This is a genomic window from Streptacidiphilus cavernicola, assembly GCF_042510955.1.
GTDB lineage: Bacteria > Actinomycetota > Actinomycetes > Streptomycetales > Streptomycetaceae > Streptacidiphilus > Streptacidiphilus cavernicola.
Window position 1 is genome coordinate 1 of the sequence record NZ_JBHFAB010000021.1, and the last position, 22,374, is coordinate 22,374.

A 22,374-nucleotide genomic window follows, 5' to 3' on the forward strand; every position below is an offset into this window, starting at 1 on the left:
GAACAAGCGACCGAGGACCCCCACCGAGAAGATCAGCCAGCAGTCCGCAGCCTGACTGCGGCGGCCCCAGGGGTTGGAGAATTACGCCGACACCACCCCTGGGGAAAACCGCCGTCGTTCACACTCTGCGCTTCGTGCGCGGTGTCCTGCGCAGTAAGCGCGGTGTCCTGCGCTTGTGAAGCGCGGTGTTCCGCGCTTGGTTGCGCGGTGCTCCGCGCTTCCTGCGCGGTGTCCTGCGCTTCTTCGCGCGGTGTTCCGCGCTTCCTCTCCTGGGCGGCCCGCGCCAAACGGACGCGGTCGTCGACCGCCTTCTTCGTCACCTTGACCAGTCCGACGGGGTTCAGCAGCTGGTAGCGGCCGAAGCCGAGTGAGACCCAGTTCCCGGACGGAAGCACCCCGGGCACGGCGAGCAGGTAGACGGCTCGGGAGTTCTCGCCGCCGCCGCGTCGACCCGCCTTGAGGACGGTGAGCCAGCCGTTCAGCACCAGCCAGTCGATGTGGCTCTTGGCGGTATTCGGCGCCACCTGGAGCAGGGTGCCCAGCTCCCGATGCGAGATCGCCACCTGGCGTCCGCCGGGGTGGTGGGGTACAGACCAGCGAGCCAGCTCGTAGGCCACGCCGCGGGTCGCCGGCGGAACCCAGGGGCACAGGCCCAGGGTGTCTCGGAACTCGTCCAGCTTGGCTGCTTCGCTGGTGGCCGGAGTGTCGGCCTGCGGTGACTCCTCGGTCATCCGCGCGCCCCGGCCGACGTGCGGCTCGCTGTGTCCGGGCTCCTTCTGAGCGCGTCAGGGGGTGGCGGATCGGCGTACTCGGCGCGACTGCTGAGCACCTCTGGACTGGGGAGCATGCGAGAGACCATACAGGGATCGAAACCCCTCAGGGGTACAGAAGGTCAGGAGGGAGACCCCTGTCCGGCATCGACTTCTGCGTGTAGGATTTTCGCCATGACGACCATCACCAGGACGATCGCGCCCAGCTCACCCGAGCGCTTCTCGCGGTCGATCGTGGCCGCCCTGACGAAGTGCGGCATCCAGCATGGGGAATTCGCAGAGGCGCTGGGCTGGTCGAAGACGTCGTTTTCCAAGCGAATGCGGCTGGAGGTCGACTGGCGACTGGGAGAAGCCGATTCCGTCGCGCGCCTCTTCGGCATGGAGCAGTGGGACATGTGCCAGGGCCCCGGCGACTGGGTCGATCAGCTCGACGTCGCGGGCGTTCGGCAACTTATCGCCACGCTGAGGTCTCGAACGCCGTGTCCGAATGGCCCGGAAGGACTCTCGGAGCCCTTGGGCGTCGGACCTGCATCGTCACTCTCCGGTGATATTACGCCACCGTAGGTTGGATCGCGACCGCTGGCAAGGACCGTCGTCACAGGTGAGAAAGGCTTGAGAAAAACCGGCTCAGCCGGCCGGAATGCGCACCCGCATCACCAGGCCGCCGTCCGGCCTGGCGGAGGCCTCGATGGCCCCTCCGTGCGCCCGGGTGACCGAGCGGACGATGGACAGGCCGAGGCCGACCCCCTTGTCGCTCCTGGTCCGCTCCTTGCCCTTGCCGCGCCGGAACGGCTCGAAGATGTGCTCCAGCTCGTATCCGGGCACTACCGGGCCGGTATTGGTCACCACCAGCTCCCCGGCACCGTCCACCGGTCGGACCGAGACCTCCACCGAGCCGCCCCGCGCCAGGTTGTAGCGCACCGCGTTCTGGACCAGGTTGAGCGCGATCCGTTCCAGCAGCACCCCGTTGCCGGAGACCACGGCCGACTCCAGCGCGGCGGTCAGCCGGACCCCGCACCCGGTGGCCTCGGCCCTGGTCTGCTCCACCGCCTGCCCGGCGATCTCGGCCAGGTCCACCGGGCGGCGGTCGGTCAGCTCGTTCTCGCTGCGGGCCAGCAGCAGCAGGCCCTCGACCAGCTGCTCGCTGCGCTTGTTGGTGGCCAGCAGGGTCTTCCCCAGCTGCTGCAGCTCCTCGGACGCATCCGGGTCCGCCAGCTGGACCTCCAGTACGGTGCGGTTGATCGCCAGCGGGGTGCGCAGCTCGTGCGAGGCGTTGGAGACGAAGGTGCGCTGTGACTCGAACGAGCGGTCGAGCCGTTCCAGCATCTCGTCGAAGGTGTCGGCCAGCTCCTTCAGCTCGTCGTCGGGGCCGTCCAGCTTGATCCTGCGGTGCATGTCGGAGCTGACCACCTGGCGGGCGGTGCGGGTGATCCGGCCGAGCGGGCTGAGCACCCGTCCGGCCATCGCGTAGCCGAAGGCGACGGCCAGGATGAGCAGGGCTATCAGCGCACTGGTCGACTTCAGCACCAGGGTGTGCAGCGCGGCGCTGGTGTGCTGGTGCTGGTAGTAGGAGATGTACTGGGCCAGCTCGTCGCCGGTCAGCTGGCGGTCGCCGAGCTGGATCCGGACGTCGGGGCCGACGTTGATCTTCGGGAACTGGGTGGCCATGCTGAACGCCTGGTCCACCCACACGTACATCACCAGCACCAGCACCAGCCCGGCGAGCAGGAACATCCCGCCGTAGAACATGGTCAGCCGGATCCGCAGGGTCGGCCGGAACGGCAGCAGCGAGGTGTGCCGCCAGTCGCCGGGCCCGCCGCGGGACGGAGGATCGGCGTCGCGGTCGGGGTCGGCGCCGGAGTCGGTGGGCAGGTCGGAGTCGGGGTCGGCCACGGTCTCAGATCCGGTAGCCGGAGCCGGGCACGGTGATGATCACCGGCGGCTCGCCGAGCTTGCGGCGCAGGGTCATCACGGTGACCCGGACCACGTTGGTGAACGGGTCGGTGTGCTCGTCCCAGGCCTTCTCCAGCAGTTGCTCGGCCGAGACCACTGCGCCGTTGGAGCGCATCAGCACCTCCAGCACCGCGAACTCCTTGGGCGCCAGGGCGACCGGCTTGCCGTCCCTGAGCACCTCGCGGCGGCCCGGGTCCAGGCTGATCCCGGCCCGCTCCAGCACCGGCGGCAGCGGGGTGGTGGCCCGGCGGCCGAGCGCGCGGACCCGGGCCACCAGTTCGCTGAAGGCGAACGGCTTGGGCAGGTAGTCGTCCGCGCCCAGCTCCAGCCCCTCCACCCGGTCGCTGATGTCGCCGGAGGCGGTCAGCATCAGCACCCGGGTCGGCAGGCCCTCCTCCACGATCTTCCGGCACACGTCGTCGCCGTGGACCAGCGGCAGGTCGCGGTCCAGCACGACCACGTCGTAGTCGTTCACCGCCACCCGGTCCAGGGCCGCCTGGCCGTCGTAGACCACGTCCACGGCCATGGCCTCGCGCCGGAGGCCGGTGGCGACGGCATCGGCGAGCAGCTGCTCGTCCTCGACCACAAGAACCCGCACCGTGGTGGTCCCTTCACAAAGCTTTCTCAACCTTCCGGCAACCCTCGTGGGAAGCCGCACCCATCGCCCCATCCTGCCTCGTCGGACGGTAAAGCAGCGGTAAGCAGGCCTCCGCCGCCCGGGTGGGCGGGGCCCCGGGCGGCTCCGGAAAATCTCGGGAGCGACGAGGTTTCCGCTGGAGCGGGGGTGGGGAGGACGCCTTGTACACCCGCGATCACGCTTGCGCCGCAACGCAAGTTCGCACCCGCCCGTTCCGTGCGACCGTCCGCACCGGGCTACGCCCGGGGTCGCCCGAAACAAGAGCAAGGGGGTCTTGCCTCATGGACGCCTTCACCGCCGGCATCCTTCAGCGCATAAGGAACGCCGAACTGGACCTGCACCGCGCCCAGGAGTCGGGGGACGACTTCCTGGCCGAGGTGGAGCAGTCCGAACTGGACGACCTGCACCGTCTTGCCTCCGAGCACGGCATCACGGTCTCCTCGGTGTCACAGCCGGAAGCCCACGCCGCCTGAGCCCTCACCGGCCGGCGCCCCACCCACCCTCCGCCGACTCCTGACCACCCCGCCCACGAACAGCGCGATGCCCCGGACAGCAGCACCCGTCCGGGGCGTCCTGGTGTCCGGGCCCTGCGCCCGGGGCCCGTCGCTCAGTCGTGCCAGGCCCCGAGCTGCTCCAGGGCCTGTTGCAGCGGCTCGAACAGACCGGGCTTGGCGGCGACGGTCAGCTCGCCGGAGGCGGGTTCGCCGGGACGGCCGCCGGTGAGCGCCCCGGCCTCGGTGGCGATCAGCACCCCGGCCGCGTGGTCCCAGGGGTGCAGGCCGCGCTCGTAGTAGCCGTCCAGCCGGCCCAGCGCGACGTCGCAGAGGTCGATCGCGCCGGAGCCGGCCCGGCGGATGTCGCGGAACCGCGGGATCAGCGCGGCGGCCACGGCGGCCTGCTGCACCCGGCGCTCGCGCAGGTAGCCGAAGCCGGTGCCGACCAGCGCCTGGCCGGTCTCCGGGGCCGCCCCGCACTGGAACTGACGTCCGTTCAGGAACGCCCCGGCGCCGCGGACCGCGTGCAGGGTCTCACCGCGCGGCGCGGCCTCGACCACGCCGACCACGGTCTCGCCGTGCAGCTCGGCGGCGATGCTGACGCACCAGGTGGGCAGGCCGTAGAGGTAGTTGACGGTCCCGTCGAGCGGGTCGATCACCCAGCGCACGCCGCTGCTGCCGGCGCTGTCCGCGCCCTCCTCGCCGAGCACGCCGTCGTCCGGGCGGCGGGCGGTGATCAGCTCGGTGATCAGCTTCTCGGCGGCCAGGTCCATCTCGGTGACCACGTCCACCGGGCTGGACTTGGTCGCGGCGACGCCCAGGTCGGCCGGACGGCCGTCGCGGAGCAGGGCGCCGGCCCGGCGGGCGGCCTCCAGGGCGAGGTCGAGCAGTTCGGCGGTGAGGTCGTGCGGCTCGGGCGACGCGCCCATGGCTAGTCCTTCCAGTCGGCCCCGGCGGCGGCCGGGGGCGGGTTGCCGGCAGAGGTGGCCGCGGAGCCCCGCGGAACGGGGCCGCGGCCGGGCGGTGCGAGCGCCGGGCAGCAGTCGGCCGGGCACAGGTCGTGGCTGGGGCCCAGCGCGCCCAGCGCGCAGCGCGCCGGGCGCTCGCCGCGCGCGCTCCCGGCGCGTTCGAGCACCAGGTCGCGCACGGCCGCGGCGAAGCGCGGGTCCGCGCCGACCGTCCCGGCCCGGGAGACCGGCAGGCCCAGCTCCTCGGCCGCCGCCCTGGCCTGGGTGTCGAGGTCGTAGACGACCTCCATGTGGTCGGAGACGAAGCCGATCGGCACCATCACCACCGCCGCGGCCCCGTCCGCGTGCACCGCGGCCAGGTGGTCGCAGATGTCGGGCTCCAGCCACGGCGTGTGCGGGGAGCCGCTGCGGCTCTGGTACACCAGCTCCCAGGGCCGTCCGGCGATCCCGGTGGCCTCGGCCACCGCCTCGGCCACCAGCCGCGCGGTCTCCCGGTGCTGGGCCACGTACGCGCCGCCGGGGGCGCCCCGGGCCGGGTCGTCGGGCGCGCCGGAGCTGTCGGCCAGCGCGTTCGGGATCGAGTGGGTGGTGAACGCCAGCCGCGCGCCGTCCCGTACCGGCTCGGGGAGTTCGGCCAGGGCGGCCAGGGTGTGGTCGACCATCGGCCGGACGAAGCCTGGGTGGTTGTAGAAGTGCCGCAGCTTGTCCAGCCGCAGCTCGGCCGCGCCGGGCGCGCCCTCCTCGCGGAGCTGTCCCAGCGCGGCGGCCAGGTTTTCCCGGTACTGCCGGCAGCCGGAGTAGTTGGCGTAGGCGCTGGTGGCCAGCACCAGCACCCGGCGGTGGCCGTCCGCGGCCAGCTCGCGCAGGGCGTCCACCAGGTAGGGGGCCCAGTTGCGGTTGCCCCAGTAGACCGGGAGGTCGAGCCCGTGCGCGGCGAAGTCCTTCCGCAGCGCGTCCAGCAGCTCGCGGTTCTGCGCGTTGATCGGGCTGACCCCGCCGAACAGGAAGTAGTGCTGCCCGACCTCGGCCAGCCGCTCACGCGGGATACCGCGGCCCCGGGTGACGTTCTCCAGGAACGGCACCACGTCCTCCGGGCCTTCGGGGCCGCCGAAGGAGAGCAGCAGCAGGGCGTCGTACGGGCGGGCGGGCGCGGCAGCGGCGGCGGCGCTGGGGGTGCGAGCGTCGGACATGCGACCGATCCTGCCATCACGGGGCCGGGCGCAATCCGATTGACCTCCCCCGTAAGCTGTGAAAGTCCTTCATAATCCTTACGGAGCGCGCCGTGCTGTCCACCTACCGCCGGATCTTCGCCGCACCGGGAAGCCTGGCGTTCTCAGCCGCGGGCCTGGTCTCCCGGATGCCGCTGTCGATGACCGGCATCGGCATCGTCACCATGCTGTCCACCCTGCGCGGCGACTACGGCCTGGCCGGGGCCGTCTCGGCGACCCTGGCGCTGTCCGCCGCCGGGCTCGGCCCGCAGGTGTCCCGGATGGTGGACCGGTTCGGCCAGGCCCGGGTGATCCTGCCGGCCACCGGGATCACCGTCGCCGCGATGGGCGTGCTGCTGCTCTGCGCCCGCTTCGACGCCCCCGCCTGGACCCTGTTCGCGGCGGCCTCGGTGGCCGGCTGCATGCCGAGCATGGGCTCGCTGGTCCGGGCCCGCTGGGCGCTGATCTACCGGGGCTCGCCGCTGCTGCACACCGCCTACTCGTTCGAGTCGGTGGTGGACGAGATCGTCTTCATCATCGGCCCGATCCTCTCGGTCGGGCTCTGCACCGCGGCCTTCCCCGAGGCCGGACCGCTGGTCGCGGCGCTGCTGCTGGCGACCGGGGTGCTGCTGTTCGCCGCCCAGCGCGGGACCGAACCGCCGCTGCACGAGCAGGCCCAGCAGGCCTCCGCCTCGGCGCTGCGCACCCCTGGGCTGTGGGTGCTGGTGCTGACCTTCGTCGGCGTGGGCGCCATCTTCGGCTCGGTGGACGTGGTGACCGTGGCCTTCGCCGACCACCTGCACCACAAGGCGCTGTCCAGCGTGGTGCTCGCGGTCTACGCGCTCGGCTCCTGCGTGGCCGGGCTGGTCTTCGGGACGCTGAAGCTGCACGGTCCGCTGTCCAGGAGGTTCCTGCTGGGCATCGTGACCATGGCGGTGAGTATGCTGCCCCTCCTATTCGTGAAGAACCTCGTGGCCCTGGCGGCGGCACTGTTCGTCGCCGGGCTGTCCATCTCCCCCACCATGGTCACCACCATGGGGCTGGTGGAACGGATCGTCCCCGCCTCCAAGCTCACCGAGGGGATGACCTGGACCACCACGGGCCTCGCCATCGGGGTGGCCCTCGGCTCCTCGGTGGCGGGCTGGGTGGTGGACGGTGCGGGGGCAGCCTCCGGCTACTGGGTCACAGTGGGCGCCGGCTGCTTCTCCGCGGTCACGGCGTTCCTCGGGTCACGTCGGCTCAGGTCGGCACCGGAACAGCAGGAGCACGCACATGTCGACGACCAGTGGCAGCACCAACCCGGCTAGCCCCGGCCGCTCCGGCGCCCAGGACGGCGGCTGGAGCAACTGGGCGGGCAACCAGACCGCCCGGCCCCGGCGCACCGTCGCCCCGGCGAACGTCGGCGAGCTGGCCGAGGCCATACGCGGCGCGGCCGAGGACGGCCTGCCGGTGAAGGCGGTGGGCAGCGGCCACTCCTTCACCGCGATCGCCGCCACCGACGGGGTGCTGGTCCGGCCGGACCGGCTGACCGCGGTCCGCGAGATCGACCACAAGGGCGGCACCGTCACCGTCGAGTCCGGCCTGCCGCTGGAGAAGCTCAATGTGCTGCTGGAGCACGCCGGGCTGGCGCTGACCAACATGGGCGACATCATGGTGCAGACCGTCGCGGGCGCGACCAGCACCGGCACCCACGGGACCGGCCGGACCTCAGGATCGACCGCGGCGCAGATCAAGGCATTGGAGATCGTCCTCGCCGACGGCACGGTGACGACGTGCTCGCCGACCGAGAACGCCGAGCTGTTCGCCGGGGCCCGGCTCGGCCTGGGCGCGCTGGGCGTGGTCAGCGCGATCACCTTCGGGGTGGAGCCGGCCTTCCGGCTGACCGCGCACGAGCAGCCGATGTCCTTCGACCATGTGGTTGGCCGGTTCGACGAGCTGGCCACCGAGAACGAGCACTTCGAGTTCTACTGGTTCCCGCACACCGAGGGCTGCAGCACCAAGCGCAACAACCGCAGCGAGGGACCGGCCGCCCCGCTGCCGCCGTTCCGGAAGTGGCTGGACGACGAGTTCCTCTCCAACACGGTCTGGGAGGGCGCCTGCCGGATCGGGCGGCGGCTCCCCGGGGCCATCCCCGGCATCGCGAAGATCGCCAGCAAGGCCTGGTCCGAGCGGACCTACACCGACGTCTCCTACAAGGTCTTCACCAGCCCGCGCCGGGTGCGCTTCGTCGAGATGGAGTACGCGGTGCCGCGCGAGGCCGCGACGACGGTGCTGCGCGAGCTGAAGGCGCTGGTGGAGCGCTCCGACTGGAAGATCAGCTTCCCGGTGGAGGTGCGGGTCGCCCCGGCCGACGACGTGTGGCTGTCCACCGCGAGCGAGCGGGACACCGCGTACATCGCGGTGCACCTCTTCCGGGGGACCGCGAACCAGGGGTACTTCACCGAGGTCGAGAAGATCATGACGGCGCATCAGGGCCGCCCGCACTGGGGCAAGCTGCACACCCGCGACGCCGAGTACCTGGCCGGGGTGTACCCGCACCTCGGCGAGTTCACCGCGCTGCGGGACAAGGTCGACCCCGAACGCCGCTTCGGCAACGACTACCTGCGGCGGGTGCTCGGGAGCTGACCGGCGCGCCGCACCGGGCCGGGCGCCCCATGCGATCCGCGCCTTACGGGGTCGCGCCTCGCGGGGTCGGCGTCGCGCTCGGGGTCGTCGGGGCGGAGCTGACCGGCGGGGTGGGGGTCGCGGTGGGCTCCGGCGCGGTGGTGGCGCTCGACGGAGCGGACGGAGGCACAGTGGTCGCCGGGTCCGCCCCCGCGCCCGCCCCCGGCGTGCTGCTCGGATCGGGTACGGACGAGCCGCCCTGGCCGCTGCCCGCGCCGCCGGACCGGGCCGGATCCGGCGTCCGGGCAGGCCTCGGGTCGGCCTTCCCCGCGGAGCCGCCCCAGGAGGTGCCGCTGCCTGGCTCGTTCCTGACCACGGCGGCCAGTGGTTTGCCCGCGACCAGTTCGACCGCCGTCACTGTGCCCATGGCCAGGACGAACACCAGTCCGGTCAGCAGCGCGTAGGTCTTCCAGCCGCGCGGGGCGAGCCTGCGTCCGGCCCGGTAGGTGCCGACCGACTCGCCGGGCTGCGCCGCCGCCCCCGACATCCCCAGCGCCCCCGGCGCCCCCGCGGGCTCGGGTACGGCGCCGGGTGCGGCCGGGACCCGGCTGCGGATTCCCTCGCCGGTGCGTCGGAACAGGTGCTGGAAGACCGCGCCGCCGGTGGTGGCGACGATGCTGACCACGGCGGCCCCGGCGATCGTCCCGTAGACCCCGAGTTCGGACGCCAGGATCGCGGCCACCACGGTGGCCAGAGCGCTCGCGGCGACCTGAACCAGACTCAGATCGAGGGCCCTGCGGTCAGGCGTTCGGTTCCTGTGGTCCGGATCATCCATCAATGCCCTCTATCCATGCCTTTCTTCACCTTGCACCAGGTACGACCGTTCGAGCGAACGAGAGGTTCCAGCCAGGCAGAAGGTGTGAAGATGATCACCGTCCACCACTCGGTGGTCCGCCATCGGAGTGGCGACCCTTGAGAATCCACTGATTCGCGGGAGACTTGAGCCGCGAGCCGCACCACCCGGGTCCCACGAATGGAGTAGTGTTCGTGAGGCCCGACTGCGGGCCATCTCGGCGTGCCGTTCTTACGATCGGCGCAGCGCAAAGAAAAATGATTACCGTGCCAAAAAGGTGAGTCGCGGATAGGGGCCGACCCACCGGGTAACTCTGCAATGTCGTGGTCCGCCGCCCATCGGCGGGTCACACTCGTTACGGGAGCAGCGACGCAGGTGACGTCGGCAGGCACCACCCGGGAGGTAACCGTGCCCGAACTGCGTGTCGTGGCCGTCAGCAATGACGGCTCACGACTGGTGCTCAAGGCCGCCGACTCGACGGAATACTTTCTTCCGATTGATGAGCGGCTGCGCGCCGCCGTGCGCGGCGACCGCCCCAGACTGGGGCAGATCGACGTCGAGAGCCACCTCCGTCCGCGCGACATCCAGGCCAGGATCAGGTCCGGCGCCAGCGCCGAGGAGGTCGCCCAGCTGGCCGGGATCTCGGTGGAGCGGGTCCGCCGCTTCGAGGGCCCGGTGCTGGCCGAGCGCGCGTTCATGGCCGAGCGCGCCCGGAAGACCTCGGTGCGCCGCCAGGGCGAGAGCACCGGACCGCAGCTCGGCGACGCCGTGGCCGAGCGGCTGCTGCTGCGCGGCGCCGAGAAGGACAGCGACAGCTGGGACTCCTGGCGGCGCGAGGACAACACCTGGGAGATCGTGCTGGCCTTCCGGGTCAGCGGGCAGGCCCAGCAGGCCCGTTGGACCTACGACCCGCCGCGGCGGCTGGTGCAGCCGCTGGACGACGAGGCCCGCTCGCTGATCGGCGAGAGCCCACAGCGGGTCGAGGAAGAGCCCACCTTCCCGTTCGTGCCGCGGATCGCCCGGCTCCCCGGAGCCGACCGCGGGATGGGCATGCGCCCGATGGCCCCCGAGCGCCCGCCGACCCGTCCGGCCGTCCCCGGGGCGGACCGGATGGCGCCGGACCGGCTCAGCCCGGACCGGATGTCCCCGGATCGGATGGCGTCCCCCGACCGGATGGTCCCGGACCGGCTCGCGCCGGACCGGGACCGGGCGGTGCCCGAACGCCCGAGCGAGCCTCCGGCGGTTCCGGCGGCCGAGGCGGCCCGCGAGTCGCTGGCCGGGCTGCTGGAGGTGCCCGCCGTACCGTCGGCCCCGCCCGCGGAGACCCCGGACCTGGCCGCGGAGCAGGCCGAGCCGCCGGCCGCGGCGGTCGGCGCGGGGTCCGCTTACGCGGACATCCTGATGCCGCGGGCGACCGCACCGCACCGGGACCGGCTGATCGGCAGTACCGACCGCCAGGCCGAGGCCGACGGCGTCCGCCCCGGCCGCCGCGCGGCGGTGCCGAGCTGGGACGAAATCGTCTTCGGCACCCGCCGCAAGAAGCAGGAGTAGGGCAGGCCGCCCCGGCCCCGCCGCCGACCGGAGCCGTGGTGGCGCGGGCCGGGCGGGTGCTGGTCGCGCACATCCGCCGGTGAACCGGGACTCCTGACGCAGCGAAGCCACGGTGGGCGCCGGCCGGGATTCTTGGCGCCGGGTCATGTCGCCTGCGGCGGAACCGTGGTGGCGTGCGGGGCCGTGGTGGCGTGCGGGGCTGGGGTGTCAGGGGCCGCCCGGGTTGTGGTGGGCGGCCCCTGAGGGGGTGTCAGCCTCGGTCGGGGCCGGTGGCGACGGGGCGGTCGGGTTGTGCCGACCACTCGCTCCAGGAGCCCGGGTAGAGCGCGACCCCTTCGATGCCTGCCAAGTGCATGGCCAGCAGCTCATGTGCGGCGGTAACGCCCGAGCCGCAGTAGACGCCGACCCCGCCCACCGCCTCCCCGGCCTCCGAGTCGCCCGCCGGGCCCCCCGGCTTCGCGCCGAGGGCGGCAAAGCGGTCCGCCAGCTCGCCCGCAGGGCGGAAGCGGCCGTCCGGCCGGAGGTTGTCCATGGTCGGGGCGCTGACCGCGCCCGGGATGTGACCGGCCCTGGAGTCGATCGGCTCGACCTCGCCGCGGTAGCGCTCCCCCGCCCGCGCGTCCAGCAGCAGTCCGGTCCTGGCCAGCGCGGCGGCCTCGTCGGCGTCCAGGACGGGCAGCGCGCCGGGCACCGGGACGAAGTCCCCCTCCTCCTCGGCCGGGGCCTCCCGCTCCAGCGGGAGCCCGGCCGCGGTCCAGGCGGCCAGCCCGCCGTCCAGCACCCGGACCCGCCGGTGGCCGGCCCAGCGCAGCAGCCACCAGGCGCGGGCTGCCGCGGCCGAGGTCGCGGCGTCGAGGACGACCACCTCGCGGTCCGCGCCGACCCCGGCCCGGCGCAGCGCCGCGCCGAACACCGCGACCTCCGGCAGCGGGTGACGGCCGCCCGTCGCCCGACCACCGCCCCCGCCCGAAGCGCTACGCGCTGCCCCTGCTGTCGGACCCGCCGGGGCGGCCAGGTCGGCGTTCATGTCGATGAAGTGCGAACCGGGGATGTGGCCCGCGGCATACTCCTCCGCGCCGGGCGGGCCGCCCAGTTGCCAGCGGACGTCGAGCACGGCCGGGGGGCGGTCGCCGGCCAGCGCGGCGGCGAGCTGCCCCGCGGTGATCAGGGTGCTGCCAGGGGCAGTCGAGGTGTCCAGAGGGCTGTCCATGGATGACATTCTGTCGCCCCTGCGGGTGGACTCAAGCCGCAAGCGGTGCGTTGCGTAGGAGTTGGTGGCAACATCGACGGGCGGCGCGGTCGCGCGCCCGTACCGTGCACTCCGCTCCCGAGGAGGACCCGTGCCCGCCACCGGACTTCGGCATGCGCAGGGGACCCCCTGCTGGGTGAGCCTGACGGCTCATGACCTCACTGCCGCCGAACACTTCTACGGGGCGCTGCTCGGCTGGGAGTTCGGCTCCGACGGAGTCGACCTCGGGCCGTACCGGCGGGCCCTGGTGAACGGGCTGCCGGTGGCCGGTCTCGGCGAGATGCCGCCGGGGACCGGGATGCCGGTCGACTGGATCACCTACTTCGCCGCCGACAACGCCGACGAGGTGGCGCACCGGGTGCGCTGCAGCGGCGGCACGGTGGCGCTGGGTCCGCTGGACTCGGAGACCGGCGCCGGGCGGCGGGCGGTCGCGGCCGACCCGGACGGCGCGGTGTTCGGCATCTGGGAGACGCAGCTGTACGGCGGCTGGGGGCTGCAGCACCAGCCGGGCGCGGCGGCCTGGAGCGAGCTGGAGACCACCGGGGCCCGGCGGGCCGGGACCTTCTACCAGGGGGTGTTCGGCTCCTCGGCGGTCCGCTCCGAGGCGGCCGGCGTGCGGCGGGAGCAGGATCTGGTGGTGCTCACCGTGGCCGGGCGGCGGGTGGCCGGAATCCGCCAGGTGCCGCGGCTGCGGGACCGCCCGCACTGGCGGATCCTGTTCACGGTCGACTCGGTGGACGAGGTGGCCGCGAACGCCGCCGCCCTCGGCGGCACCGTGGAGCAGCCCCCCGCGGACACCCCGTTCGGACGGATGGCGCTGCTCCGCGACCCGCAGGGAGCGCCGTTCGGGGTGGTGGCCGCGGACTGACGCCCGCTCAGCGCGCCTGCTGCGGCTGCTGCTCCTGCGGCTGCTGGTCCTGGGACTGCCGCTGCTGGGACTCGAACGGCAGGACGTCCGGGGAGAGGGTACCGGAGCCGGAGGTCGCCGCGGTCATCCGCCGCTGGTAGTGCCGCCGGCAGAGCACCTCGTAGCCGACCGTGTCGTTCCGCGCCGCCACGTCGCCGACCACCACCTGCGCGCCCTCGACCACCATCACGCCGTCGATGGTGCGGGCGTTGTGGGTGGCCCGCGCGCCGCACCAGCAGAGCGCCTCGACCTGCAGCACCTCGACCCGGTCCGCGAGTTCGACCAGCCGCTGCGAGCCGGGGAAGAGCCGGGTGCGGAAGTCGGTGGTGATCCCGAAGGTGAAGACGTCCACGCCGAGGTCGTCCACCACCCGGGCCAGCTGGTCCACCTGCTCGACCGTGAAGAACTGGGCCTCGTCGCAGATCAGGTAGTCGCAGCGGCCCCCGGCCGAGAGCTCGGCCACCACATGGGCGTGGAAGTCCAGTCCGTCCCTGACCTCGACCGCCTGGGTGGCCAGGCCGAGCCGGGAGGAGAGGGTGCCGGTCCCGGCCCGGTCGTTGCGGGTGAAGATCAGGCCCTGCCGGCCGCGCGCGCTGTGGTTGTGGTCCATCTGCAGGGCCAGGGTGGACTTTCCGCAGTCCATCGTGCCGGAGAAGAACACCAGTTCAGCCACGGCGCACCTCCAGCAGCGGCACCAGCTGCTCGACCGGGGTCATCGAGCCGTGCAGCCCGACCATCGCCGACTCGCCCGGCTCGCGCCGGGTGGCGATCACCGCCATGTCCTCCTTCGCCGCCGCCACCACGTCGCCGATCCGCTGGTACACCCGCTCGTCGACGGTGGGGCCGAACCAGCCGGCCGCGATGGCCTGGTCCCGGGTGGCGACCCACATCTGCTCGCCGAGCACCTCGCTCCACACCGTGAAGACGTCGTCGGCCGCACCGTCCACCGCGTAGACGTGCCGGGCCCGGCCCTCGCCGCCGAGCAGCAGGACCCCGGACCTCAGCTCGGCGTCCTCGTCGAAGTCGACCCGCTGCTCCGGGGCGATGTCGATCATGCCGTGGTCGGCGGTGACGTAGAGCGCCGACCGCGGCGGCAGCTGCTCGGCCAGCCGCTGGGCCAGCCGGTCCACCATCATCAGCTGGCCGCGCCAGGCGTCCGAGTCCACGCCGTAGCGGTGGCCCATGCCGTCCAACTCGCTGTAGTACGTGTAGACCAGGCTGCGGTCGGCGCTCGCCAGCCGGTCGGCGGCGAGGTCCATCCGCTCCTCGCCGGGCAGCCGTCCGAGGAAGGTGCCGCCGGCCAGGGCGACCTCGGTCAGCGGGGTGAACTCGAACTTCGGCGAGGACACCTGGTAGGCGGCCACCCCGGCCCGCTCGGCCAGCCGGAACACGGTGGGATAGGGCTGCCAGCTGCGCGGGTTGACGTGCGGCTGCCAGCGGAGCTGGTTCATCAGCCGGCGCTCGCCCGGTATCCGCACCATGTACCCGGCCAGGCCGTGCTGACCCGGCGGCAGCCCGGTGCCGACGGACGCGAGGCTGGTCGCCGTCGTCGCCGGGAAGCCCGCGGTGATCGGCCGGCCGCTGCCGCCCAGCGAACTGCCCAGCAGCGAGTGCAGGAACGGTGCTTCGGCCGGGTGCGCGCGCAGCAGCTCCCAGCCCAGGCCGTCCACCAGGAAGACGCAGACCCGGTCCGCGGGCGGCAGCGCGAGCCCGGTCCCGGGCAGGTCGGGCCAGTCCGCGGTGGTCATCCCGAGGCCGTGCGCCACGGCGGGCAGCAGGTCGCAGAGAGCGGCGGAGCCGTACGCCGGGGCGGGCGCGGCGGCAGGGTCGAGCACGATGGGGAGTGTCATCTGGTCTTCACTGGAGGCGGGCTGCACCGGAGGCGGGTCCTCGCGGGAGGGTGGCTGAGGCGGGTCGGGGCTCGGCGGCGGTCAGGCCCCGGCGGCCACCGTGGCCTCGGACAGGGCGTGCGCGAAGGTCAGCGCCTGGGCGACGGTCTCCGGACCGTCCCCGGCCTCGCTGACCCGCAGCGACAGGTCGTCCGCGGTCGCGGAGCCGGTGTAGCCGTGGTCGGCCTCGCAGTTGGGGTCGCCGCAGGCGGCGGGCTCCAGGTCGATCCGGGACACCGCGCCCCAGCCGATGGTCAGCACCACCTCGCGCGGCAGCCGGCCCCGGGTGTACGTCTCCGGGTTGGCGACCACCCGGCTGACCACGACCGAGGAGATCCGGTCGATCCGCACGCTCTCGGTGGAGGTGGTCGCGTACGGCACCGGGGAGCTGTCGTCGGCGCCCTGCTCGTCGGTGTGGCTGACGATGAACCGGCCCTCGGTCAGCACCAGCACGGTGACGTGCCGACGCACCTCGTTGGCGTCGAAGGTGGTCTCCTGGTGGACCAGGTAGGCGGAGACCGGCTCGGCCCCGACGGCGGACTCGACCGCCTCGATGACGAGGGTCGGGTAGTAGCCGCTGCGCTCGATCGCGGAGCGCAGCCCCTGGGTGGTGGTCGTTCCGGTCTTCGCCATGACTCCATCCTGGCACGTACTGCCGACGGCGCGCGCCACCGTTCCCGGTGTGGCCGCGCCCGCTGCTTCCGGTGCGCCGGACTACCCGAGGGCCCGCGGCCCGAGGTCGGTGCGGGCCGGGAGACGGGCCAGCCGGACGGTCGCGCCGAGCACGGCGAGGCCGTGCGGGGCGACCACCACCGGCTCCAGCGTCAGCGCGGCCACCTCCGGGAGGTCGTCCACCAGCTGCGACACCCGGAGCAGCAGTTCCTCCAGGGCGGCGGTGTCGACCGGCTCCGCGCCGCGCCAACCGAACAGCAGCGGCGCGGCCTTGATCTCCCGGACCAGCCCGGCCGCGTCCCGGTCGGTGGCCGGGACCAGCCGGTGCGCCAAGTCGCCGAGCAGCTCGGACGCGGCCCCGGCCAGGCCGAAGGAGAGGATCGCGCCGACCGCCGGGTCGACGGTCGCGGAGACGGTGGTGTCGACGCCGCGCGGCGCCATCCGCTGCACCACCAACCGGGCGTCCGGACCCAGCAGCGCGGTGGTCTCCTGGTGGGCGCGTTGCAGTTCGGCCTTGCTGGTGAGGTCGAGCCGGACCGACCCGAGGTCGGGCCGGTGCCGCAGGGCCGGGCTGGTGGCCTTGAGCGCGACCGGGTAGCCGAGGCTGCGCGCGGCCTGGACCGCGCTCCGCTCGTCCGCCGCGGGCAGGGTGCGGAGCAGGTCGATGCCGTAGTGGGCGAGCAGGGTGGCGACGGCGGCCTCGTCCAGCTCGACCTCGGGCGCGTCCGCCAGCGCCGCGGCGACCTGGCGCCGGGCCGGGCCCTCGGCCACCCGTTCGAGGTCGGGAATCCGTCCGGTCTCGGCGTGGTCGCGGCGCCAGGCCGCGTGCCGGGTGGCCAGGGCCAGTGCCCGCACCGCGCGTTCCGGGCGGGGGTAGCTGGGCAGCCGCCCCCGCAGCTGCTCGGCCAGGGCCGGCAGCGCCAGGTGGATCAGCAGCAGCGGCTTGCCCGCGGCGGCGGCGCGGTCGGCGGCTGCTGACAGCGCGTCAGCGAAGGGGGCGGACTCCCGGGCGTCGGCGGCGGCGTCCTCGGCCCGGACCGCCCCGGCCGACTCCAGCAGGCCCGAGCCGGGGAAGTACGGCAGCGCGCCGACGCCGATCGGCGGGATCACCACGGCCACCACCACGTCGCTGTCGGGGCGGTCGATCGCGGCGTCGAGTCCGGCGGTGAAGTCCTCGGGGGTGGCGCTGGTGGTGAGGTCGTGCGGCAGCAGCGGACGCAGCCCGGCGCTGAGCGCGGCGTCGTGGGTGAGCAGTCCGAGCGAGTCGGAGTTGCCGACCACCGCGATCCGGTCGCCGGGCGGCAGCGGCTGGTGCACCAGCAGGTCGGCCGCGTCGTACAGCTCGGTGATGGTGTCCACCCGGAGCACGCCCGCCTGTTGGAACAGGGTGTCCACGCTGCGGTCGTCGATCCGGGTGAGCGCGGCGGCGTGGCCGGCCGGGATGCTGCCGGTGTGCCGTCCGCCCTTGATCACCACGATCGGCTTGGCAGCGGCCACCCGGCGAGCGATCCGGCTGAACTTGCGCGGGTTGCCGAAGGACTCCAGGTAGAGCAGCAGCACCCGGGTGGCCGGGTCCTCCTCCCAGTACTGCAGCAGGTCGTTGCCGGAGACGTCGGCGCGGTTGCCCGCGGAGGCGAAGCTGGACAGGCCGAGCCCGCGCCGGTGCGCGGCCTCCAGCAGGGCCGCGCCGATCGCGCCGGACTGGCTGAAGATCCCGAGCCCGCCCGCCTCGGGCAGCTGCGGCGAGAGCGAGGCGTTCAGCCGCACCGCGGGGTCGGTGTTGACCAGGCCGAAGGCGTTGGGGCCGATCACCCGCATCCCGGCGGCACGGGCCTGCCGGACCAGGTCGCGCTGCCGCTCCCGCCCCGCGGCCCCGGTCTCGGCGTACCCGGCGGTGACCACCACCAGGCCCTGGACGCCGTGCGCGCCGCACTCGGCGACCACCGCGGGCACCTGGTCGGCCGGGACCGCGACCACGGCCAGGTCGACCGGGTACGGCAGTTCGGCCAGCGTGGCGCGGAGCGGGACGCCGGGGACGCCGTCCAGCTCGGTCCGCCCGCCCGCGTTGCGGTTGACCGCCTGGAGCCGCCCGGCGAACCCGGCGGCGAGGAGGTTGGTGAGCACGCTGCGGCCGACGCCGCGCGGGTCGCGTCCGGCGCCGACCACCGCGACTGAGCCGGGGGCCAGCAGCCGCTGGGTGGACCGGGCCTCGGCGCGGTGCTCGCGCGAGCGCATCACCGCGAGCGACTCCTCGGTGGGCTCCAGGTCCAGCTCGAAGTGCATCACCCCTTCGGCGAAGCTGCGGTGCTGGGTGTAGCCGGCGTCGGTGAAGACCTTGCCCATGGTCCGGTTGTCCGGCAGCACCTCGGCGATGAAGCGGCGGATGCCGCGCTCGCGGGCTACCGCGGCGATGTGCTCCAGCAGTGCCGAGGCGACACCGCGGCCCTGGTGCGCGTCCTGGACCAGGAAGGCGACCTCGGCGTCGGTGCTGTCCTCGCTCGGCCTGCCGGTGTCGTCGATCCGGTCGAACCGGACCGTGGCGATGATCTCGTCCCGGACCAGGACCGCGAGACCGACCCGGTTGACGTAGTCGTGGTGGGTGAACCGGTGGACGTCCCGGTCGGACAGCCGGGGGTAGGGGGCGAAGAACCGGTAGTACTTCGACCGGTCCGAGACGTCGGTGTAGAAGGCGACCAGACGGCCCGCGTCGTCCGGGGTGAGCGGCCGGATCCGGGCGGTGCCGCCGTCGCGCAGCACGATGTCCGCCTCCCAGTGGGAGGGGTAGGTCGGACTCTGCTCACTCACGGCCCCACCCTACGACCTGGCAGGCCGCCCGGCCCGGCCCGGCCCGGGACGGGAGGGGCGGGGGTGCGGGCGGTCCAGCGCGCGGGGTGGCCCTGGCGCGCGGACGGCCCGGGTGTCGGGTGGCCCTGGCGTGCGGCGGCCCGGGTGTACGGGTGGCCCGGGTGCGCAGACAGCCCCGGCGTGCGGCCCGACCGACGCGCGACCCCGCCCCGGCGTGCGGGTGGCGGCGCTCCGGGGCAAGGTGGGGTGAACCATCCCATATGCCACCCGAAAGGCATCGCACCATGGCCGAACGCCACGTCACCATCGGCTGGCCCGAGGGCCTGCACGCCCGTCCCGCCTCCGTCTTCGTCCGGGCGGCCACCGCCGTCGGCGTGCCGGTGACCATCAGCAAGCCCGGCGGGAACCCGGTCAACGCCGCCTCGATGCTGGCGCTCCTCGGCTTGGGCGCCGAAGGCGGCGACGAGGTGGTGCTCGCCTCCGACGCCGACGGCGCTGACGCCGCCCTGGACCGCCTGGCCAAACTGGTCGGCGAGGGCCTGGACGAACTGCCCCCGGCGTAGCGCGCCGGACCCGCCACCGCCCCGAAGGCCTTGACCTCCGGGGCGGTCCGCTGCGAGCGTGCGCAGGGACGCAACGTGGCGCCGTTCGAGAGGGAGACCCGCCGTGGTGGACAGCCGTGCCTACGAGGAGTTCAGGACCGCGCGGGACCATCTGCTGGAGCACCGGGGGGACCTCGACGGCGCGCGGGACTTCCCCCGTCCCCGGGCCGAGCGGTTCAACTGGGCGCTGGACTGGTTCGACCGCGAGGCGGCGGGCAACGAGGCGATCGGGCTCCGGGTGGTCGACCTGGACGCCGACGGCGCGACCCTGGCCGAGACCGCGCTGAGCTTCGCCGAGCTGAGCCGCCGTTCGGACCGGGTGGCCGGCTGGCTGGACGGCCTCGGCGTGCGCCGCGGCGACCATGTGCTGCTGCTGCTCGGCAACCAGGTCGAGCTGTGGGAGACCATGCTCGCAGCGATCAAGCTGGGCGCTGTGGTCATCCCGGCCAGCACCCTGCTCTCCCCCGACGACCTGGCCGACCGGGTGGACCGCGGCGCGGTCCGGCACGTGGTGGCGCAGAGCACGCTGGCCGAGCGCTTCGCGGGCATCGGCGGCGACTGGACCAGGATCGCGGTCGGCGCGGCCACCGAGGGCTCGGCGGGCTGGCTGGACTACGCCGACGCGGACCGGCACAGCGGCGCTTTCCGGCCGCGCGGGGAGACCCTGGCCGAGGACCCGATGCTGCTCTACTTCACCTCCGGCACCACCAGCAGCCCCAAGCTGGTCCAGCACACCCACCGCTCCTACCCGGTGGGCCACTTGTCGACCATGTACTGGATCGGGCTGCGCCCCGGCGACGTCCACCTCAACGTCTCCTCACCCGGTTGGGCCAAGCACGCCTGGAGCAACTTCTTCGCGCCGTGGAACGCCGGGGCAGAGATCCTGATCGTCAATCAGCCGCGCTTCGCGGCCAAGCCGCTCCTGGACGCCATGGTCCGCCATGGCGTCACCTCGTTCTGCGCACCGCCCACGGTCTGGCGGATGCTGGTGCTGGAGGACCTGGCCCAGTGGAAGGTCCCGCTGCGCGAGCTGGTCGGGGCCGGGGAGCCGCTGAACCCGGAAGTGATCGAGCGGGTCAGGGACGCCTGGGGAATCCTGCTCAGGGACGGCTTCGGCCAGACCGAGACCACCGCGCAGATCGGCAACCCGCCGGGACTGCGGGTGAAGCCGGGCTCCATGGGGCTGCCGCTGCCGGGCTACCGGATCGCCCTGGTGGACCCGCTGACCGGGGCCGAGGTCACCGGCTCGGGCGCGGAGGGCGAGCTGTGCCTGCCGCTGGACAGCGAGCCGCTGGGCCTGATGACGGGCTATCAGGACGACCCGGCCCGACAGGCCGAGGCCACCGCCGGCGGTTTCTACCACACCGGCGACGTCGCCTTCCGCGACGACGACGGCTACATCACCTACGTCGGACGGACCGACGACGTGTTCAAGTCCTCCGACTACCGGATCTCCCCGTTCGAGTTGGAGAGCGTGCTGGTCGAGCACCCGGCGGTGGCCGAGGCCGCGGTGGTCCCCTCGCCGGATCCGGTGCGGCTGTCGGTGCCCAAGGCGTACCTGGTGCTCGCCCCCGGGCACCGGCCGGACGCGGACACCGCGCGGTCGGTGCTGGCCTTCGCCCGGGAGCGGCTCGCGCCGTACAAGCGGGTCCGCCGGGTCGAGTTCGCGGAGCTGCCGAAGACCGTCTCCGGGAAGATCCGCCGGGTCGAACTGCGCGGCCGGGAGCACGAACTGCACGGCGGGCCGGAGGCTCCGACCCGCGGCCCGGCCGAGTTCTGGGAGCAGGACTTCCCGCGGGAGACGCCCTGACCGGCCCCGATCCTGCTGGTTCGTGTTAACAACGGATGACGTCGGCGAGGATGACGAAACTCCCACTCGCGCAACCACCCCGCGACGTGATCTGATACGCCCACGACCCCCCGATGCCCAGGTCTCCCCGCCCCTGCCGCACGTTAGGTCGCACTCGACCACGGCCACGACACCCGCGACGCCTGCGACCGCAGCGACGCCCGCGGGTGCCGTCGGCCAGTGTCGCCACGAAGCCCTTCCCTGCCCTGCCGGCCTTCGTCCTGGAGACACCGCGTGAACCACCCGCTGCGCATCTGGCTGAACCGCACCTACGCCGAGAACGCCTTCTTCATCGGCCTGTTGAGAGAGAACCGGGACGACGTCGAGCTGGAGATCCACGCCAGCCACGTCGACGCGGACTCGCCGGTGCTGCGGGCCGCCGACGTCTCCTCGCTGGAACCCGACGGCCTCTCCCCCGCGGCGTACGTGGAGTTCGCGCTGGACTACTGCTCGCGGCAGGGCATCACGCTGTTCCTCCCCCGGCTGCACCAGCAGGCCGTCGCTGCCCGCCGCGAGGACTTCGCCGCCGTCGGCACGACCGTGCTGAGCCCGCCCGCCGCCGCGATCGAGCTGTTCAGCGACAAGGCGACGGCCTACCAGCGGCTGGCGGCGGCCGGGCTGCCGGTTCCCCCGTGGTGGCGGGTGCGGAACGCGGCGGAGCTGCTGGACGCGGTCGAGCGGATCGAGGCGGACGGCGGGGCGCCCTGCCTCAAGCCGGTCACCGGCGCGGGCGGCGAGGGTTTCCGGATGCTCTCCCGCAAGCCGTTCTCGCTGGCCCGGCTGGCCGGTGCGCCCACCTGGCAGGTGCCGGTCGACGACGTGGTGACGGCGCTGGAGCGGGACGGGCGCGAACACCCGGTCGACTGGCTGGTGATGCCGCACCTGGCCGGTCCCGAGGTCTCGGTGGACTGCCTGGCCGGACCGGACGGACGGCTGCGCGGCGCGGTCGGCCGCAGCAAGGAGGGACGGCGCCGCGGCTTCACCCTCGACCCGGCCTACCTGGAGCCGACGGTCCAGCTGGTGGAGACGTTCGGCCTGGCCTACCTGACGAACATTCAGTTCCGGCACCACCGGGGCATACCGATGCTGCTGGACATCAACACCCGGCCCTCGGGCGGGCTGCACCAGCTGTCCCGGTGCGGGGTGAACTTCCCCTGGGCGGCGATGCAGTTGGCCCTGGGGCAGGAGCCGACCGGGATCACGGTGCGGACCGTGGGCGAGGACTACACCCTGATCGCGACGCCGTACCCGGCGCTGGCGCCGCAACTGCCGATCCCGATGCCGCGGTTCCCGGCCGAGGCGGCGGTGACCGGAACCGTGCTGTGAGCAGTTCGAGTCAGGGCCCGAGTCCAGGTCAGAGTCC

The 22,374-nt window shown here is 73.5% G+C and carries 20 protein-coding genes; 9 read left to right on the plus strand and 11 right to left on the minus strand.

Translation table 11 applies throughout. The features are described 5' to 3' along the window. Nucleotides 1-32: 32 nt before the first annotated feature. The gene (locus ACEZDE_RS24675; protein ID WP_380539807.1) at nt 33-731 is read right to left on the minus strand and encodes a hypothetical protein; all 699 of its coding nucleotides are present in this window, start codon (nt 729-731) and stop codon (nt 33-35) included. Between the two features lie 213 nt (nt 732-944). Here ACEZDE_RS24675 and ACEZDE_RS24680 point away from each other — a divergent pair, with 213 nt between their 5' ends. Further along, nucleotides 945-1,334, plus strand: coding sequence for a hypothetical protein (locus tag ACEZDE_RS24680; protein WP_380539810.1), 390 nt, complete (start codon nt 945-947; stop codon nt 1,332-1,334). A 63-nt stretch (nt 1,335-1,397) separates the two neighbouring features. On the opposite strand, the gene ACEZDE_RS24685 is transcribed toward ACEZDE_RS24680, so the two are convergent. Continuing rightward, on the minus strand, nt 1,398-2,663 hold the full coding sequence (locus ACEZDE_RS24685) for a sensor histidine kinase (protein WP_380539813.1): 1,266 nt from the start codon (nt 2,661-2,663) through the stop codon (nt 1,398-1,400). A gap of 4 nt (nt 2,664-2,667) precedes the next feature. Then, nucleotides 2,668-3,321, minus strand: coding sequence for a response regulator transcription factor (locus tag ACEZDE_RS24690; protein ID WP_380539816.1), 654 nt, complete (start codon nt 3,319-3,321; stop codon nt 2,668-2,670). Nucleotides 3,322-3,641: 320 nt separating this feature from the next. Between ACEZDE_RS24690 and ACEZDE_RS24695 the strand changes: the two genes are divergently transcribed. Continuing rightward, nucleotides 3,642-3,833, plus strand: a complete 192-nt coding sequence (locus tag ACEZDE_RS24695; protein WP_380539819.1) for a hypothetical protein — start codon at nt 3,642-3,644, stop codon at nt 3,831-3,833. Nucleotides 3,834-3,967: 134 nt separating this feature from the next. On the opposite strand, the gene ACEZDE_RS24700 is transcribed toward ACEZDE_RS24695, so the two are convergent. Then, entirely contained in the window at nt 3,968-4,783 is an 816-nt protein-coding gene (locus ACEZDE_RS24700) for an inositol monophosphatase family protein (protein WP_380539822.1), read from the minus strand. 2 nt (nt 4,784-4,785) lie between these two features. Then, nucleotides 4,786-6,012 carry a ferrochelatase gene (locus ACEZDE_RS24705; RefSeq protein WP_380539825.1) on the minus strand — a complete coding sequence of 409 codons (1,227 nt, stop codon included), beginning with the start codon at nt 6,010-6,012 and terminating at the stop codon, nt 4,786-4,788. Between the two features lie 92 nt (nt 6,013-6,104). On the opposite strand from ACEZDE_RS24705, the gene ACEZDE_RS24710 reads away from it, so the two are divergent. Both ACEZDE_RS24710 and ACEZDE_RS24715 read left to right on the plus strand, forming a co-directional pair. Continuing rightward, nucleotides 6,105-7,337, plus strand: a complete 1,233-nt coding sequence (locus tag ACEZDE_RS24710) for an MFS transporter (protein WP_380539828.1) — start codon at nt 6,105-6,107, stop codon at nt 7,335-7,337. Next, nucleotides 7,303-8,655 carry a D-arabinono-1,4-lactone oxidase gene (locus ACEZDE_RS24715; RefSeq protein ID WP_380539831.1) on the plus strand — a complete coding sequence of 451 codons (1,353 nt, stop codon included), beginning with the start codon at nt 7,303-7,305 and terminating at the stop codon, nt 8,653-8,655. The genes ACEZDE_RS24710 and ACEZDE_RS24715 overlap by 35 nt, the downstream gene beginning before the upstream one ends. Before the next feature lie 43 nt (nt 8,656-8,698). On the opposite strand, the gene ACEZDE_RS24720 is transcribed toward ACEZDE_RS24715, so the two are convergent. Then, a complete protein-coding gene (locus ACEZDE_RS24720; protein WP_380539834.1) occupies nt 8,699-9,469 on the minus strand; it encodes a hypothetical protein in 771 nt (256 codons plus the stop codon). A 393-nt stretch (nt 9,470-9,862) separates the two neighbouring features. Here ACEZDE_RS24720 and sepH point away from each other — a divergent pair, with 393 nt between their 5' ends. Further along, nucleotides 9,863-11,038: a septation protein SepH gene (gene sepH / locus ACEZDE_RS24725; protein WP_380539837.1), complete on the plus strand. Its 1,176-nt coding sequence runs from the start codon at nt 9,863-9,865 to the stop codon at nt 11,036-11,038. A gap of 250 nt (nt 11,039-11,288) precedes the next feature. Here the strand turns inward: sepH and ACEZDE_RS24730 are convergent, their stop codons facing one another. After that, on the minus strand, nt 11,289-12,248 hold the full coding sequence (locus ACEZDE_RS24730) for a sulfurtransferase (RefSeq protein ID WP_380539840.1): 960 nt from the start codon (nt 12,246-12,248) through the stop codon (nt 11,289-11,291). A gap of 175 nt (nt 12,249-12,423) precedes the next feature. Between ACEZDE_RS24730 and ACEZDE_RS24735 the strand changes: the two genes are divergently transcribed. Next, nucleotides 12,424-13,155 (plus strand): VOC family protein, encoded by a 732-nt coding sequence (locus tag ACEZDE_RS24735; RefSeq protein WP_380539844.1) that lies wholly within the window; start codon nt 12,424-12,426, stop codon nt 13,153-13,155. Nucleotides 13,156-13,162: 7 nt separating this feature from the next. Here ACEZDE_RS24735 and ACEZDE_RS24740 read toward each other — a convergent pair whose 3' ends face one another. From ACEZDE_RS24740 to ACEZDE_RS24755, 4 genes are all read right to left on the minus strand, one after another. Continuing rightward, nucleotides 13,163-13,867: a thymidine kinase gene (locus ACEZDE_RS24740; RefSeq protein WP_380539847.1), complete on the minus strand. Its 705-nt coding sequence runs from the start codon at nt 13,865-13,867 to the stop codon at nt 13,163-13,165. Continuing rightward, nucleotides 13,860-15,044 carry an alkaline phosphatase family protein gene (locus tag ACEZDE_RS24745; protein WP_380539850.1) on the minus strand — a complete coding sequence of 395 codons (1,185 nt, stop codon included), beginning with the start codon at nt 15,042-15,044 and terminating at the stop codon, nt 13,860-13,862. Before ACEZDE_RS24745 ends, ACEZDE_RS24740 begins: the two co-directional genes overlap by 8 nt. Nucleotides 15,045-15,125: 81 nt before the next feature. After that, nucleotides 15,126-15,716 carry a DUF5998 family protein gene (locus ACEZDE_RS24750; protein ID WP_380539853.1) on the minus strand — a complete coding sequence of 197 codons (591 nt, stop codon included), beginning with the start codon at nt 15,714-15,716 and terminating at the stop codon, nt 15,126-15,128. 81 nt (nt 15,717-15,797) lie between these two features. Beyond that, entirely contained in the window at nt 15,798-18,560 is a 2,763-nt protein-coding gene (locus ACEZDE_RS24755) for a bifunctional acetate--CoA ligase family protein/GNAT family N-acetyltransferase (protein WP_380539855.1), read from the minus strand. A 284-nt stretch (nt 18,561-18,844) separates the two neighbouring features. Between ACEZDE_RS24755 and ACEZDE_RS24760 the strand changes: the two genes are divergently transcribed. From ACEZDE_RS24760 to ACEZDE_RS24770, 3 genes are all read left to right on the plus strand, one after another. After that, nucleotides 18,845-19,123 (plus strand): HPr family phosphocarrier protein, encoded by a 279-nt coding sequence (locus tag ACEZDE_RS24760; RefSeq protein WP_380539858.1) that lies wholly within the window; start codon nt 18,845-18,847, stop codon nt 19,121-19,123. A 103-nt stretch (nt 19,124-19,226) separates the two neighbouring features. Then, nucleotides 19,227-20,972, plus strand: coding sequence for an AMP-binding protein (locus tag ACEZDE_RS24765; protein ID WP_380539861.1), 1,746 nt, complete (start codon nt 19,227-19,229; stop codon nt 20,970-20,972). A gap of 273 nt (nt 20,973-21,245) precedes the next feature. Next, nucleotides 21,246-22,337 carry an ATP-grasp domain-containing protein gene (locus ACEZDE_RS24770; RefSeq protein WP_380539864.1) on the plus strand — a complete coding sequence of 364 codons (1,092 nt, stop codon included), beginning with the start codon at nt 21,246-21,248 and terminating at the stop codon, nt 22,335-22,337. The last annotated feature ends 37 nt before the right edge of the window (nt 22,338-22,374 follow it).